This is a genomic window from Coriobacteriia bacterium, from assembly GCA_014859305.1.
In the GTDB taxonomy this organism is placed as follows: domain Bacteria; phylum Actinomycetota; class Coriobacteriia; order Anaerosomatales; family Kmv31; genus Kmv31.
The window spans coordinates 26,738-40,306 of sequence record JACUUM010000002.1 but is presented as its reverse complement, the minus strand read 5'-3'; the positions used below and the strand labels follow the sequence as shown (position 1 = coordinate 40,306).

The 13,569-nt window shown below is 71.1% G+C and carries 14 protein-coding genes and 1 tRNA gene; 12 read left to right on the top strand and 3 right to left on the bottom strand.

Annotated elements, in window-relative coordinates; all coding sequences use genetic code 11:
• Positions 1 to 63: 63 nt before the first annotated feature.
• The 8 genes from IBX62_00645 to IBX62_00610 all read left to right on the top strand — a co-directional run bounded on the left by IBX62_00645 (position 64) and on the right by IBX62_00610 (position 6,066).
• Positions 64 to 969 (top strand): 4-(cytidine 5'-diphospho)-2-C-methyl-D-erythritol kinase, encoded by a 906-nt coding sequence (locus IBX62_00645; GenBank protein ID MBE0475599.1) that lies wholly within the window; start codon positions 64 to 66, stop codon positions 967 to 969.
• The gene (locus IBX62_00640; protein MBE0475598.1) at positions 966 to 1,733 is read left to right on the top strand and encodes a nucleotidyltransferase family protein; all 768 of its coding nucleotides are present in this window, start codon (positions 966 to 968) and stop codon (positions 1,731 to 1,733) included. The genes IBX62_00645 and IBX62_00640 overlap by 4 nt, the downstream gene beginning before the upstream one ends.
• A 167-nt stretch (positions 1,734 to 1,900) precedes the next feature.
• Positions 1,901 to 2,203: a septation regulator SpoVG gene (gene spoVG, locus IBX62_00635; GenBank protein ID MBE0475597.1), complete on the top strand. Its 303-nt coding sequence runs from the start codon at positions 1,901 to 1,903 to the stop codon at positions 2,201 to 2,203.
• A gap of 103 nt (positions 2,204 to 2,306) precedes the next feature.
• A tRNA-Gln gene (locus tag IBX62_00630) sits at positions 2,307 to 2,381 on the top strand.
• A 48-nt stretch (positions 2,382 to 2,429) separates the two neighbouring features.
• A complete protein-coding gene (gene glmU / locus IBX62_00625; GenBank protein ID MBE0475596.1) occupies positions 2,430 to 3,827 on the top strand; it encodes a bifunctional UDP-N-acetylglucosamine diphosphorylase/glucosamine-1-phosphate N-acetyltransferase GlmU in 1,398 nt (465 codons plus the stop codon).
• Between the two features lie 3 nt (positions 3,828 to 3,830).
• Positions 3,831 to 4,793, top strand: a complete 963-nt coding sequence (locus tag IBX62_00620) for a ribose-phosphate pyrophosphokinase (protein ID MBE0475595.1) — start codon at positions 3,831 to 3,833, stop codon at positions 4,791 to 4,793.
• 64 nt (positions 4,794 to 4,857) lie between these two features.
• Positions 4,858 to 5,493: a 50S ribosomal protein L25 gene (locus IBX62_00615; protein ID MBE0475594.1), complete on the top strand. Its 636-nt coding sequence runs from the start codon at positions 4,858 to 4,860 to the stop codon at positions 5,491 to 5,493.
• A gap of 6 nt (positions 5,494 to 5,499) precedes the next feature.
• Positions 5,500 to 6,066 carry an aminoacyl-tRNA hydrolase gene (locus IBX62_00610; protein ID MBE0475593.1) on the top strand — a complete coding sequence of 189 codons (567 nt, stop codon included), beginning with the start codon at positions 5,500 to 5,502 and terminating at the stop codon, positions 6,064 to 6,066.
• A gap of 34 nt (positions 6,067 to 6,100) precedes the next feature.
• Here the strand turns inward: IBX62_00610 and IBX62_00605 are convergent, their stop codons facing one another.
• Complete coding sequence (locus IBX62_00605) at positions 6,101 to 6,676, bottom strand: M23 family metallopeptidase (protein ID MBE0475592.1); 576 nt, start codon at positions 6,674 to 6,676, stop codon at positions 6,101 to 6,103.
• Positions 6,677 to 7,457: 781 nt separating this feature from the next.
• Positions 7,458 to 8,546: an FAD:protein FMN transferase gene (locus tag IBX62_00600; GenBank protein MBE0475591.1), complete on the bottom strand. Its 1,089-nt coding sequence runs from the start codon at positions 8,544 to 8,546 to the stop codon at positions 7,458 to 7,460.
• Between the two features lie 73 nt (positions 8,547 to 8,619).
• Here IBX62_00600 and IBX62_00595 point away from each other — a divergent pair, with 73 nt between their 5' ends.
• The 4 genes from IBX62_00595 (at position 8,620) to IBX62_00580 (ending at position 12,875) form a co-directional block, all read left to right on the top strand.
• A complete protein-coding gene (locus IBX62_00595) occupies positions 8,620 to 9,462 on the top strand; it encodes a sulfide/dihydroorotate dehydrogenase-like FAD/NAD-binding protein (GenBank protein ID MBE0475590.1) in 843 nt (280 codons plus the stop codon).
• A gap of 71 nt (positions 9,463 to 9,533) precedes the next feature.
• Positions 9,534 to 10,901 (top strand): NADPH-dependent glutamate synthase, encoded by a 1,368-nt coding sequence (gltA, locus tag IBX62_00590; protein MBE0475589.1) that lies wholly within the window; start codon positions 9,534 to 9,536, stop codon positions 10,899 to 10,901.
• A gap of 160 nt (positions 10,902 to 11,061) precedes the next feature.
• Positions 11,062 to 11,802: a response regulator transcription factor gene (locus IBX62_00585; GenBank protein ID MBE0475588.1), complete on the top strand. Its 741-nt coding sequence runs from the start codon at positions 11,062 to 11,064 to the stop codon at positions 11,800 to 11,802.
• Positions 11,799 to 12,875, top strand: a complete 1,077-nt coding sequence (locus tag IBX62_00580; GenBank protein ID MBE0475587.1) for a hypothetical protein — start codon at positions 11,799 to 11,801, stop codon at positions 12,873 to 12,875. The genes IBX62_00585 and IBX62_00580 overlap by 4 nt, the downstream gene beginning before the upstream one ends.
• A gap of 87 nt (positions 12,876 to 12,962) precedes the next feature.
• Here IBX62_00580 and IBX62_00575 read toward each other — a convergent pair whose 3' ends face one another.
• Positions 12,963 to 13,430, bottom strand: coding sequence for a hypothetical protein (locus tag IBX62_00575; protein MBE0475586.1), 468 nt, complete (start codon positions 13,428 to 13,430; stop codon positions 12,963 to 12,965).
• Positions 13,431 to 13,569: the final 139 nt, after the last annotated feature.

Below are 13,569 nucleotides of genomic sequence, written 5' to 3'. Positions count from 1 at the left end.
CGGTATGTGCGGCAGCGAGCGGCGCGGGGCTCCCCCCCGCGCCTCGTCGTTAAGGGGGCGCGGGTGGCACGCGTGACCGTGGCCGCGCATGCGAAGGTGAACCTGCACCTCGCGGTGGGCGGTACGCGTCCCGACGGCTACCACGACGTCGTCACCGTGCTTCACACGGTCGACCTCGCCGACGAGGTCTCGGCCGAGCCCGCGGACTCGCTGTCGCTGGTGTGCGAGCCCGACCTCGGCCTGCCCGCCGAGGAGAACCTCGCGTTGCGCGCGGCTGTCGCCGCCGGCGCCGCGTTGGAGCGGGAGCCGGCCCTGGCGATCCGCCTCCGCAAGGCCATCCCCGCCCGCGCCGGCCTCGGGGGCGGCAGCGCCGACGCGGCGGCGGTCCTTCGGGCGGCGGCGCGCCTGTGGGAGGTCGACGCCGGCGACCCCCGCATCGTGGGCGCGGCGCGGACGCTGGGCGCCGACGTGCCGTTCCTGCTGATGGGCGGAGCGGCGCTGTTCTCGGGGCGCGGCGACGAGCTCGTGCGCCTGCTGCCCGCCCTGAGCGCGCCGGTGGTGCTCGCCTTCCCCGGTGAGCCGGTGCCCACGCCGGCGGCGTACGCCGCCTTCGACCGCTTGGCGCACCGCGACGGCCGCTCGCCCGGCGCGCGGCGCTCAGCGGAGGCGATGGTCGCGGCGCTGGAGGCGCGCGACGCCGCCGCCGTTTCGCGTAACCTGTACAACGACCTCACCGCGGCGTCGGTCGCGGTGGCGCCCGTGGTAGCGGACGTCCTCGAGGCCGTCCGCTCGCAACCCGGGGTGATGGGTGCGCTGCCGGCCGGCAGCGGCTCGGCGGTCTTCGGCATCACCGAGGACGACGAGGCCGCGCGCGAGGCGGCCGGGGCGCTGAGGGAACGCGGCTGGTGGACGCGCTCAGCGAGGCTGTCCCGAGGGGCGCCGGAGCGCATCGAGGAGGACCTGCGATGAGCGTCGACGCGGTGGTGCTGGGAGGCGGTGACGGCGGGGTCATCGACCCGTCGTGCCGCTTCAAGGGCCTGCTGCCCATCGGCGGCCGCCCCATGATCGAGTGGGTGGTGGACGCTATGAGGGCGGCGGAGCTGGTGCACGAGGTGGCCGTGGTCGTGCCCACCGCGGAGGACCTGGGGCCCTGGGTGGACAAGGTGGACAAGCTCGTGGTCTCTCGCGGCGGCTTCATGACCAACGTGGCAGCCGGGGTGGACTCGTTCAGGTCCGACCGCCCGATCCTCATCTCGACCGGGGACATCCCGACGGTCATCGCCGCCGACGTGGACTCCTTCGTGAGGGCGAGTATCGCCACCGGCGCGGATTTCACCTACCCGCTCATCAGCAAGGAGGACGTGCTGGCGGCGTACCCGGGGAGCGAGAGGACCTACGTCCGGCTGGCCACCGGGGCTGTGACGGGCGGGAACATGGCTCTGGTGAACCCGCTGCTGGTCAGGACGAACCGCGAGATCGGCCAGAGGCTCTTCGACACGCGCAAGAACGCGATCCAGATGGCCCGCATCCTGGGCTTGGGCTTCGTGGTGAGGCTCGCCGCCGGGCGGCTCGTCCCGGCGGAGGTCGAGGCCAAGATGGGCCAGCTGCTCGGGGGAACGGCAGCCGCCGTGTTCACGGACCGCGCCGCCATCGGTGCCGACGTCGACAAGCCCGGCGACGTCGTGGTGGCCGAGCGGGTCCTGTACGAGCTGGCCGCGGGCGAGGAGGCGTGAGCGGCGGGGGAGGCGCGCCGCGCCGCCGGCCCGGTCCCCGGTTCCGGTCCACGACGCGCGGGCGCCCGGCGCTTTCACGCGAAGGGTTTCGATGGGGCCCATCGAATACCTTTCTGGAGCGACAGAACACAGACTGGGCGCCGAGGAGCGTTCGTTGGGGGGAGTACATGGACATCACGAAGGTTACGCTGCGCCCCGTCGCCATGAACAAGGTGTGCGCGATTGCGAGCATCGTCATCGACGACCAGTTCGTGGTCCACGACCTGCGAGTGGTGAACGGAGACAAGGGCCTCTTCGTGGCCATGCCGTCGCGCAAGCTGCCCAACGGCGAGTTCAGGGACGTGTGCCATCCCATCAACACCGACGCTCGCACACGCATCCAGCAGGCCGTGCTGGATCAGTTCAACCTCGAGGGGGGTGTCGAGGCGTTCACGGCCCAGGCCGAGGACCACGCCGCGGTCGGGGACTGAGCCTGCGCTCTTACCAGCGTTTTCCCTCTTAGTCGCGCCCCCGGGCCCGGTCCGGCGCCGGGTTGACTGCCCCTGTCGCGATACCTACACTTCGGGTACTCATTGGGGCGTAGCCAAGTGGTAAGGCAGGGGACTTTGGATCCCCGATCCGTAGGTTCGAATCCTACCGCCCCAGCCACCGATCGATACGGGGGTCGTGCGAGTCCGTGCCGGCGGAAGGGTGCTCGTGAGCGTAGCAGCGCTGATCCTTGCCGCCGGCGAGGGCACTCGCATGCGGTCCCGACTCCCGAAGGTCGCCCACGCGATCCTCGGCGTGCCCATGGCGCGCCTCGTCGTCTCCGCCGCGCGTGATGCCGGGAGCGAGCGCGTGGTGGTGGTGACGGGGCATCGGGCGGAGGAGGTGGAGGCGCTGCTGGCCGGCGAGACGTGCGTGCGCCAGGAGCGCCAGCTCGGCACGGGTCACGCCGTCATGTGCGCGGCCGACGCGCTGGCCGGTTTCGAAGGCTCGCTCGTGGTGCTCGCGGGGGACACCCCGCTCATCCGCCCCGAGACCATCCGCGCCCTGGTGGAGGCGCGGGAGACCGCGGGTGCCGCGGCCTCGGTGCTCACAGCCGTCCTCGAGGACCCATCCGGCTACGGCCGCGTGCTGCGGGGTGAGGACGGCTCGCTTCGCGAGATCGTCGAGCAGAAGGACCTCTCACCCGGGCAGGAGGGGATAGCCGAGGTCAACACGTCCACGTACTGCTTCGACGCACGCGTGCTCTTCGAGCGCCTGCATCGCCTGGGCACCGACAACGTGCAGGGCGAGTACTACCTCACCGACATGATCGCGCTCTTCTCCTCGGAGGGCCTGCGGGTGACGGCTCTGCGTGCGGAGGACCCGGCCGAGACGATGGGCGTCAACACGCGCGTGCAGCTCGCGGAGGCCGCCGGCGTGCTGCAGCGCCGCATCAACACCGCCCACATGCTCGCCGGGGTGACGATGACGGCTCCCGATCTCGTCTGGGTGGGGCCGGACGTGACGCTGGAGGGCGACGTCGTCCTGGAGCCGATGACCCTCCTGCTCGGATCCACGAGCGTCGGCGAGGGTGCGCGCATCGGTCCGGACAGCCGGGTGACCGACTCGGTCGTCGAGCAGGACGCGGTGGTGGACTCCTCGGTGGTCGTCTCGGCGCACGTGGGCCGGGGCGCGACGGTGGGGCCTTCGGCCTACCTGAGGCCGGGGACGCGCCTGGGGCCGGGCGCCAAGGCCGGGACGCACGTGGAGATCAAGAACGCCGAGATCGGAGCCGGCTCCAAGGTCCCGCACCTCTCCTACATCGGGGACGCGACGCTGGGCGAGCGGGTCAACGTCGGCGCCGGGAGCATCACGTGCAACTACGACGGCTTCCACAAGCACCGCACCGAGATCGGCGACGGGGCCTTCATCGGCTCTGATACGATGCTCGTGGCCCCCGTGACGGTAGGTCCCGGAGCGGTCACCGGAGCGGGCAGCGCCATCAGTCACGACGTGCCGGCGGACGCGCTCGCGCTGGAGCGCGGCGAGCAGCGCACGGTCGAAGGCTGGGCCGAGCAGCGCAGGCGGGCCGAGCAGCGGTCCCGGGACGAGAAGGAGCGTTCGTAGCGCATGACCGAGAGCGATCGGCGCATGATGGTCTTCGCGGGGACCAGCAATCAGGAGCTGGCCGACGGCATCGCCGAGCACCTCGGCATCGAGCTGGGCAACGTCAAGATCCGCACCTTCGCCGACGGCGAGATCTACGTGCGCTTCCTGGAGTCCCTGAGGGGGGCCGACGTGTTCTTCGTGCAGTCGGTGTGCTGCCCCGTCAACCACATGCTCATGGAGCTGCTGATCACGATCGACGCGGCCAAGCGCGCGTCCGCGCGTTCCATCACCGCGGTCATCAGCCACTACGGCTACGCGAGGCAGGACAAGAAGTCCGCCGCGAGGGAGCCGATCACGGCGAAGCTGGTCGCCGACCTCCTGACGGTCGCCGGCGTCCACAAGGTGATCGCGATGGACCTGCACCAGGGCCAGATACAGGGCTTCTTCGACCAGCCGGTCAACCATCTCACCGCGCTGCCGATCCTGGCCGACTACTTCGACAGCCTCAATCTCGAGGACCGCGTGATCGTCTCGCCCGACGTGGGCCGCGTGAAGGTCGCCAAGAAGTTCGCGGACATGATCGGAGCGGGGCTGGCGATACTGCACAAGAGTCGGCCGCAGCACAACGTCGCCGAGATCACGCACGTCATCGGCGAGGTCGAGGGCAAGACATGCATCATGATCGACGACATGATCGACACGGCCGGCTCCGTGACCGAGGGCGCCAAGGCGCTCAAGACCAACGGTGCCGGCGACATCTACGCGGCGGCGACGCACGGCATCTTCTCCGCTCCGGCCTACGAGAGGATCGAGTCCTCGCCGATCACCGAGGTGGTCGTGACCAACACCGTGCCGGTCCCCGAGGAGCGCCGGCACGGGCGCATTCGGGTGCTGTCGGTGGCGCCGCTGTTCGCGCATGCCATCGAGAACGTGTTCAACAACGAGTCCGTGTCCGAGCTGTTCGACCCGGACTTCCAGCTCTGAGACGAGCGAGAGTACCGGAACGGGGACGCAGTCAGTCCCGCTCGAAGGGAGAGAGCGCACAACCATGGCCCAGACGACCACGATCACGGCGAAGCCGCGCGACATCATCGGGAAGGCGAACAGGCGACTGGCACAAGCGGGCTTGATCCCGGCCGTGCTCTACGGTGCCGGGCGCACGCCCCTGCCCATCTCCGTCGACCGCCACGACTTCGAGGTGCTCATAGCGCACAACGCGGCCTCGGCGCTGCTGGACCTGGTCATAGAGGGCGAGAAGAAGCCCGTCAACGCGGTCATCAAGGGGCTGCAGACCAACACGGTCAAGGGCCGCATCGAGCACATCGACTTCCTCGCCGTGAAGATGGACAAGGCCATCCACACCACCGTGACCTTGCACTTCGCCGGCGAGTCCGCCGGCGAGAAGGCGGGCGGCGTGATCATGCACAACCTCCGTGAGGTGACAGTGGAGGCGCTCCCGGGCGACCTGCCCGAGTCCATCGAGGTCGACGTCACGCCGCTGGCGGTGGGCGAGAGCCTGCACGTCGGGCAGCTGCAGGTCCCCGAGGGCGTGACCGTGCTGGACGACCCGGAGACGATCGTGTGCTCCGTCACCGCTCCGACCGTGGAGCCCACGCCCGAGGAGGTCGTCGAGGAGGTCGAGCCCGCGGTCGTCGGCGAGGAGACGGCGCCGGAAGAGGCGTAGCGGGCCATGCCGAGAGTCGTCGTGGGCCTCGGGAACCCCGGGCCCGAATACGAGCGGACGCGGCACAACGCCGGCTTCCTCGTCGTGGAGCTGCTGGGCGAGAACCTGCGCGCCGGCTACTGGAAGGACCAGGCCGGCGCCCGAGTGGCTGTCGTGCGTCTGGGCGACGAGGACCTCGTGCTCGCCGAGCCGCAGACCTACATGAACCTCTCCGGCAAGAGCGTGAAGCGCGTGCTCGAGGCCTACGACGCGGACGTCGGCGAGACGGTCGTCGTCCACGACGACATCGACTTGCCCGAAGGCGCGGTCCGGGTCAAGCGCGGAGGCGGGCACGGCGGGCACAACGGCCTGCGCTCGCTCGCCGAGCATCTCGGCAGCGGCGAGCACGTGCGCGTGCGCGTGGGGATCGGGCGGCCGCCGGGGCGGATGGACCCCGCGGACTACGTCCTGGAGCCGTTGCGCGGCGAGACGCTCGAGCGCCTCATGGCCTCGATCCCGACCGCCGCGCAGGCGGTCATGCACGTGCTGGAGCACGGCGTCGACAGCGCGATGCGGGAGTACAACGCGGACTGACCGCGGCCTGCGGCGCTCGCGCCGCGCGTGCGGCCTAGCGCAGGTAGGGCATCGGGTCGACCGGCGCGCCGTTGACGCGCACCTCGAAGTGGAGGTGCGGGCCCGTCGAGTACCCCGTCGAGCCCACGGTGCCGATCGTGTCGCCCTTGCTCACCCGCTGCCCGACGCCGACCCTGATGCCCCCCGAACGCTGGTGCGCGTAGAGCGTGACGACGCCGTTGCCGTGGTCGACCATGACCGTGTTGCCGTACCCGCCGCGGTATCCCGCGTAGATGACCTCGCCGTCACCGGAGGCCACGATCGCCGCCCCGTCTATGGAGCGGCCTCCGTCGCGTCCGACGTCGATGCCGGTATGCAGCTTCCGCGTGCCGAAGATCGGGTGGATGCGGTACCCGTACGGCGAGCTGACGCGGTAGAAGCCCGGCACCGGCCAGGCCATCACCCCGTTGTAGACGCCCGAGCCGGCCGAGGAGCGCTTGCGGAGCTCGGCCTCGATGCGAGCGGACTCGGCCTCTTCCTCGGCGGCTATCTTGCGGAGCCGCTCGGCGTTGGCCTTGTTCTCCTTGACGAGCTCGAGCTTGGCGGACTGGACCTGCTTCTGCTCGTTCATCGCGCCCCGGCGTTGAGCGCGCAGGTCCTTGAGTTGCTTCTCGACCGTCGCCGCCTCGGTGCGCTTCGTCGAGACCGTCTCCAGGTCCCGGTCGAGCGCCTCGCGCTGCGCCTCCAGAGTGGTGCGCGTGTCGGCCAGGTCCGCCGCGATGCGCTCGTTGTCCGAGATGACGCGCTGCACCAGCGCGGTGCGCGCGATGAGGTCCCTGATGTCGCGTGCTTCGAGCAGCAGGTCGATGAAGAACGAGCCGCCTTGCTTGTACGAGGAGGTCATCCTGGCGGCCAGCAGCTTCTGCTGCCGCTCGAGCTCGGCCTGGGTGCGCGTGATCTCGCGTTCCTTGTCCTGGATCCGGCTGCGGAGCTTGCCGACCTCGGCCTGCAGCCGGGCGGTGCGGCCGGATGCCTCGTCTATCTTGGGTGCGAGGTCGGCGAGCTGGCCGGCGAGCGCGTCGATCCGCTCGTCGAGCGCGCGGGTCTCCTTCAGCAGCTCCGAGGCGCGCGCCTCGGCCTCGGCGGCGGCCTTGCGCGCGTCGGCCGCCTTGCGGCGGTGCGCTTCGGCATCCGAAGAGGAGACGGCGGCGGCCGGGGGAGCGGAGGGCAGCAACAGCGACGCGGCGAGAAGGAGGGGGAGTATGGCGCTTCTACGTCTCATGCTTCGACTCCTCCGGGGTGGCTGCCGAAACGCGTCTGCGGGCCGCCGGAAGGCGCACAACCACCGAGATTCTACCAGGAGGTCCAGCTCTCGTCGAGGATATCGGCTGGTCGTGACGTATGCGTGAGGATCAGGGCGCCGCTCGCTGCACGCGCACGCCCTCGCCCGCGGGCTGCACGACGTGCACGAGGCCCTCGTCGTCCACGGTCACGAGCCCCAACCCGCGCTCGCGTGCGTAAGCCTCCGCGCGCTCGCCCCCTGCCACGAACAGCGCGGTAGAGAGGATGTCCGATTCCAGCGCCGTGAGCTCCCCGCCGAGGACGGTCAGCGACTGCAGGCCGCGCGCCGGACGGCCCGTGGAGGGGTCGAGGATGTGGTGGTAGCGTGCGTCCCCACGCTCGAAGTACCGCTGGTAGTCGCCGGAGGTCGAGAGGACGAGCCCACCGTCGGCGTGCACCGTCGCGACGACCGTCTCGGGTTCGCGCGGGTCCTCGAGGCCTACGCGCCACGGCTCCCCGTCGGGCTTGCCGCCGTACGCGACGGTGCTGCTGCCGGAGCTCAGCAGCGCGGCGGCGACCCCGCCGTCGCGCAGGCGCTTCGCCGCGCGGTCGAGCGCGACCCCCTTCGCGGCCCCGCCGAAGTCGAGCCCCGGGGGGTCGGACGGCGGTGCCGTCGCGGGCCGGGAGGAGAACGCCCAGCGCACCTCGTCGCTCGCGGCTCCAGGCGGTGGCTCGGCCGCCGACGGGCCCGCCGGTCCGAACGACGCCGCGAGTGCGACCTGTTCGGAGAGCTCGCGTTCCTCGGGCACGCGCCCGCCCTCCTCGAAGCCGTAGAGGCGCACGACCCCGATCATCGCCGGCGAGAACCACTCGCCGACGTCGAGCGAGTCCACGATGCGCAGGACCTCGACGGCCTCGGCCGGCAGCGGCTGGGGGCGGTACGGGTCGCGATTGAAGGCGGCGACCGCCGAGGACTCGTCATGCGCGTCGAGAGCGCTCTCCACCTCGGCCATCCCGGCGTACGCGGCGTCGACGGCCTCGCGCGCCGCCCCGTCGTCCTCGGCGTAGGCGGTGACGGTGACGACGGTCCCCAGCGCGTCCCGGCTCTCTCGCACGGGGCCCTCGCGCCGGGAGCAGGCGGGAACGGCGAGGGAGGCCGCGAGCAGCGCCGCCAGCGAGAGCAGCGCCGCGCGGGAGGTGTGTCGGCGGGGGAGCGGCACGAGGCCTCCAAATCGACGTTGCCGGGTTCCACGCGGCTAGTATACTTAGCGGACACCGTAGACCAGGGAGCCCATGTTCCGCATCCTGCACACGAGGCAGCTCTCGGACGCAGTCTTCGAGATGGGTGTCGAGGCGCCGACGATAGCACGCAAGGTCCGTGCCGGGCAGTTCCTCATGCTGCGTGTGGGTGCCGGCGGCGAGCGCATCCCGCTGACGTTCTCGGACTGGTCGGCCGAGGAGGGCTGGGTCCGGTTCATCTTCATGCGGGTCGGCAAGACGACCCACGCGCTGTCGCACATGGCCCCCGGTGACAGCCTGGCCGACCTCGTGGGCCCGCTCGGCAACCCCACGCACGCCGGCGGTCTCGGGCGGGTGGCGGTCGTCGGCGGCGGCGTGGGCGCGGCCGTGGCCTACCCGGTGGCGCGTGCGATGGTCGAGGCGGGCGACGACGTCACGGCGATCCTCGGCGCGCGCAACGCCGGCCTGCTCGTGCTCGAGGACGAGTTCCGCGCGATGGGCGTCAAGCTCGAGGTGGTGACCGACGACGGGTCGGCCGGGCGCAAGGCGCTCGTCACCGCGCCGCTGAAGGAGCTGTGCGAGGCGGGCGCGATCGACCACGCGTTCGCCGTGGGGCCGGCGATCATGATGCGCTTCTGCGCCGACACGACCGCCGAGTTCGGCGTGCCGACGACGGTCTCCCTCAACCCGATCATGGTCGACGGCACCGGCATGTGCGGCTCCTGCCGCGTGACCGTGGGCGGGAAGACGCGGTTCGGATGCGTGGACGGGCCGGACTTCGACGGGCACGCGGTGGATTTCGCCGAGCTGATGAGCCGCCAGCGCATCTACGCCGAGGAGGAGCGCGTCTCCGCGGCCGCGTACGAGGAGGAGTGCACGTGCCGGCCGAAGGAGTGAGCGGGACCGGAGGCGGCGCGCGCAAGCCCGAGGGCGAGCGCCGGAAGCCGTCGCGGGCCGCGCGCACCCCGATGCCCGAGCGCGACGCGCGCGAGCGCGCCGGCGACTTCTCGGAGGTCGGCCTGGGCTACTCCGAGGAGCAGGCCCGCGAGGAGGCCGAGCGCTGCCTGCAGTGCCGCAACCCCACCTGCATCGAGGGCTGTCCGGTCAACATCGACATCAAGGCGTTCATCGCCGCCGTGCAGCGCGGCGACTGGGCCGACGGGGTGTCGTTGCTCAAGGAGCGCAACCCCCTTCCCGCGGTGTGCGGCCGCGTCTGTCCGCAGGAGGATCAGTGCGAGGTGGCGTGCGTGCTCGCGAAGAAGGGCGAGCCGGTCGCCATCGGGCGCCTGGAGCGATTCCTCGGCGACTTCGACCTCGCCTGCGATGCCCGGCACCGCTGCGTCGCCGTGCCCGGCGAGCCCACCGGGAAGCGCGTCGCCGTGGTGGGGTCCGGCCCCGCGGGACTGGCGTGCGCGGGCGAGCTCGCGCGCCTGGGGCACGCCGTCACGATCTTCGAGAGCCTGCACGAGCCCGGCGGCGTGCTCGTGTACGGGATACCGGAGTTCCGCCTGCCCAAGTCCATCGTCGCCGAGGAGATCGACGCCTTGCGCGGCTTCGGCGTCGAGATCGTCACCGACGCCGTCATCGGCGCCACCCACACGCTGGGCGAGCTGCGCGAGGAGCTCGGCTACGACGCGGTCTTCCTCGGGAACGGGGCGGGGCTGCCGGTCTTCCTCGGGATCCCCGGCGAGAACTTCAACGGCGTGTATTCGGCGAACGAGTTCCTCACCCGCGTCAACCTCATGCGCGCCTACGAGTTCCCGCGCGCGGACACCCCGGTGTGGCGGGGGCGGAAGGTGGCCGTGATCGGCGGCGGCAACGTCGCGATGGACTCGGCGCGCACGGCGTTGCGTCTCGGCGCCGAGGACGTCTTCCTCGTGTATCGCCGGACCGAGGACGAGATGCCCGCCCGGCGCGAGGAGGTCCACCACGCCCGCGAGGAGGGCGTCCGCTTCGAGATGCTGTGCTCGCCGGTGGAGGTCCTCGGGCAGGACGGGTGGGTCACGGGGCTCGTCGCGCAGCGCATGGAGCTCGGCGAGCCCGACGAGAGCGGCCGTCGCGCGCCGGTGTGCATCATGGGCAGTGAGTTCACCGTCGACTGCGACACGGTGGTCGTGGCCGTGGGTACTCGCGCGAACCCGCTGCTGTCGGCGACCGCTCCGGACCTGGGGCTGACCGGCCGGGGATACGTCGAGACGGACGAGGACGGCGCGACCTCCATCCCCGGCGTCTACGCCGGCGGCGACTGCGTGACCGGGTCGGCGACGGTGATACTCGCGATGGGCGCGGGGGTGCGCGCGGCGCGGGCGATGGACGGCTGGCTGACGGGAGCCTGACCGGGAGCCGGCGCGTCCGGTTCGGTCGGCGACCGGCCTCGTCCGAGGCTCCCCGCTCGCCACCGTGGGGGCCCGTCCGTACTGTATACTCCCTCCAGGGGCGACGTGCGGAGTCGGCTCGAGCGTGCCCACGCCGGGCCCTTTTCAGTCGGAGGCACCCATGGAGGGAGTCAACGTCCTCGTCGTCGACGACGACGCTTCGGTCGTCGAGATGATCCGGATGGGACTGGAGGCCGACGGCATGCGCGTGCTCGGCGCGGGCGACGGCGCCGAGGCCCTGGACGTGCTGGGCCGGGAACCGGTCGATGTCGTCGTCCTGGACATCATGATGCCCCGGGTCGACGGCTGGATGACGCTGATGGAGATCCGCAACGACCCCATGACCGCTGACATCCCCGTCATCATGCTCACCGCCAAGACGCAGGACCTCGCGAAGATCCTGGCTTTCAAGCAGGGCGTCCAGCAGTACGTGACCAAGCCCTTCAGCATCCTCGAGCTCTCCGCGCGGGTTCAGAGCCTCGCGCGCTCGGGGCGTCAGTCCGCCCAGCAGGGGGCGGGCGGCGAGGGGGAGTTCCGCAAGCTGGCGGTGCGCAAGGGCGGCCGGACCGTCCTGCTCAACATCGACGACATCGTCTTCGTCTCGGCCCGCAACAAGTCCACGTACGTGCACACCTACGAGAACCAGTACCTCGTGGACCTCACCCTCACCGACCTGGAGCGCAAGCTGTCCAAGGACGCCTTCAACAGGCTGCACCGCAGCTACATGATCAACCTCAACCGGATCAAGGAGATACTTCGGCTGGACGGCGGCTACGTCGTGGTCGCCGGCGACCGGGACGAGACGCACATCCCGGTCGCACGGCGCCAGGCCCGCGCGTTCCGCGAGGCGGTAGGGATATGAGGCGCGGCCGCTGGCGGCCGCTCGCGCCGATACTCCTGGCCGCGGCGCTACTCGCGCCGGCGCCCGCGGCCGCCCAGCGCACCATCGCGCTCTCGGCGCTCAGCTTCCGCTTCGACGTAGAGGCCGGCGGGAGCGGCGAGGGCGAGGTCGTGGTCATGAACGAGGGCAGCGAGCCGATGACCGTGCTGGTCTACGTTGCGGACCAGGAGGTCGGCGAGACCGGGGAGTTGACCTTCACCACCCCCGACCGCGAGAGCATGACGGCCTTCGCCGGGCCGGCCAGCTGGGTCCGGCTCGAGCTGCCCAAACGGGCCAAGGCCGTGGGCAACACGCCGTACATGGAACTCGAGGCCGGAGAGAAGGTGCCCGTCAAGTTCCGGTTCGAGGTACCGCCCAACACCCCGCCGGGCGATCACAACAGCGTCATCTTCTTCGAGATGGCCTCGCTCGACCCGGTAGCCGGCGGGTCCATCTCGCGGGTCTCCGGACGCATCGGGACGAGGCTGAAGACGCGCGTACGCGGCGAGGTCGTCGAGCGGTTGAGCATAGGCTCGTTCACCACCGACGCGCTGGTCACCGGGGACAACCTCCCCTACAGCTTCGCCGTGCGCAACACGGGCAACATCGACAAGCGTGTGCGCGCCGCCCTGATCCTGTCGGGACCCGGCGGCGTCGAGAGGGCCGGCAGCTCGGTCATGACCGAGACCACCGTGTACGCAGGCACGGACCTGTCCGGCGGAGGGCGACTCGATCTGGAGGGGGACGTGGTCGGCAAGCACGTCGCCCGTCTGGTGGTCGAGTACCGGACCGAGGACGGCGGATCGACCGAGAGCATCGTCGAGGAGCGGGCCGTCTGGATCGTCCCGGCATGGGCTATAGGCGCCGCGGCCGGGGCGGCGGGGCTCATGGCTCTGTGGCTGCTCTGGCGGCTCGCCGTCTTCGCCGCCCGGCGCCGCGCCCGTGCGGAGGGCTCCCGAGGGAGGGACCGCATGCGTCGCGAGCGCGGGGACGGACCCCCGCCTTCCGACTCCGCCGGGCCGCCGGACGAGCGGAGCGTGGACCGGACGGCTTAGGAGACCTCCGGGGGATCGTCCGCGGACGCGAGGAAGGTCCCGCCGCCCGGGACGGACGGCGGGACCTTCATGCTGCGTCCGGCAGTGTTACCTCTGGACCAGCGTGTAGGTGACGGTCGCGCTGTAGTTGCCCGGGTCCGTGTCGTAGCCGACCGAGATGGCGTAGTTGTCGGTGTAGTTGTTCACGCCGCGGATATCGGCGATGAGCGCTGCCAGGTCCGACTCGAACAGCGGCGTCGCGATGCCGTCCATGTCGGTCACGACGCTCTTGGTCAGGTCACAGGGCACGTTGGCCGCTGTATCCACGTTCACCGCGAGCGTCCACTGCGGTGCGGGGATGTCGGGGTCGAGGGCGCCGGCGTCGACCAGGTCTTCGGAGAGCGTGAGCTCGACCTTCGGGTTCACGGCGGCGGTGACGACCACGTCGCCGGGGCCGGCCTGCCACTTGCCCCCGACGAGGTTCCCGCTGAAGGACTGCGGGGCTGCGGTCGCTGTCGTGACGAGCCCGGCGACCAGCACCACTGCCAGGAACCCTGCCATCAACGTTCTCTTCATGGTCCTTCTCCTTCCAACTACCTGCTGACATGTACGTGACTCTCGAACACGTGGTTCTGCGGAGTGGTCGTCTCTCAGGGACCACCCCCCTCTATGTGCAGCCCGCCCCCCGGCCACCGCGCCCGGATGTGCGAGGGGC

What these genes read in the sequence shown, in the direction of transcription:
- IBX62_00595 (MBE0475590.1), top strand. Translation starts at nt 8,620, where the DNA reads ATGTTCCGCATCCTGCACACGAGGCAGCTCTCGGACGCAGTCTTCGAG.
- spoVG (MBE0475597.1), top strand. Translation starts at nt 1,901, where the DNA reads ATGGACATCACGAAGGTTACGCTGCGCCCCGTCGCCATGAACAAGGTG.
- IBX62_00575 (MBE0475586.1), bottom strand. Translation starts at nt 13,430, where the DNA reads ATGAAGAGAACGTTGATGGCAGGGTTCCTGGCAGTGGTGCTGGTCGCC.
- IBX62_00605 (MBE0475592.1), bottom strand. Translation starts at nt 6,676, where the DNA reads ATGAACGAGCAGAAGCAGGTCCAGTCCGCCAAGCTCGAGCTCGTCAAG.
- IBX62_00620 (MBE0475595.1), top strand. Translation starts at nt 3,831, where the DNA reads ATGACCGAGAGCGATCGGCGCATGATGGTCTTCGCGGGGACCAGCAAT.
- IBX62_00640 (MBE0475598.1), top strand. Translation starts at nt 966, where the DNA reads ATGAGCGTCGACGCGGTGGTGCTGGGAGGCGGTGACGGCGGGGTCATC.
- gltA (MBE0475589.1), top strand. Translation starts at nt 9,534, where the DNA reads ATGCCCGAGCGCGACGCGCGCGAGCGCGCCGGCGACTTCTCGGAGGTC.
- IBX62_00585 (MBE0475588.1), top strand. Translation starts at nt 11,062, where the DNA reads ATGGAGGGAGTCAACGTCCTCGTCGTCGACGACGACGCTTCGGTCGTC.
- IBX62_00580 (MBE0475587.1), top strand. Translation starts at nt 11,799, where the DNA reads ATGAGGCGCGGCCGCTGGCGGCCGCTCGCGCCGATACTCCTGGCCGCG.
- IBX62_00610 (MBE0475593.1), top strand. Translation starts at nt 5,500, where the DNA reads ATGCCGAGAGTCGTCGTGGGCCTCGGGAACCCCGGGCCCGAATACGAG.
- IBX62_00615 (MBE0475594.1), top strand. Translation starts at nt 4,858, where the DNA reads ATGGCCCAGACGACCACGATCACGGCGAAGCCGCGCGACATCATCGGG.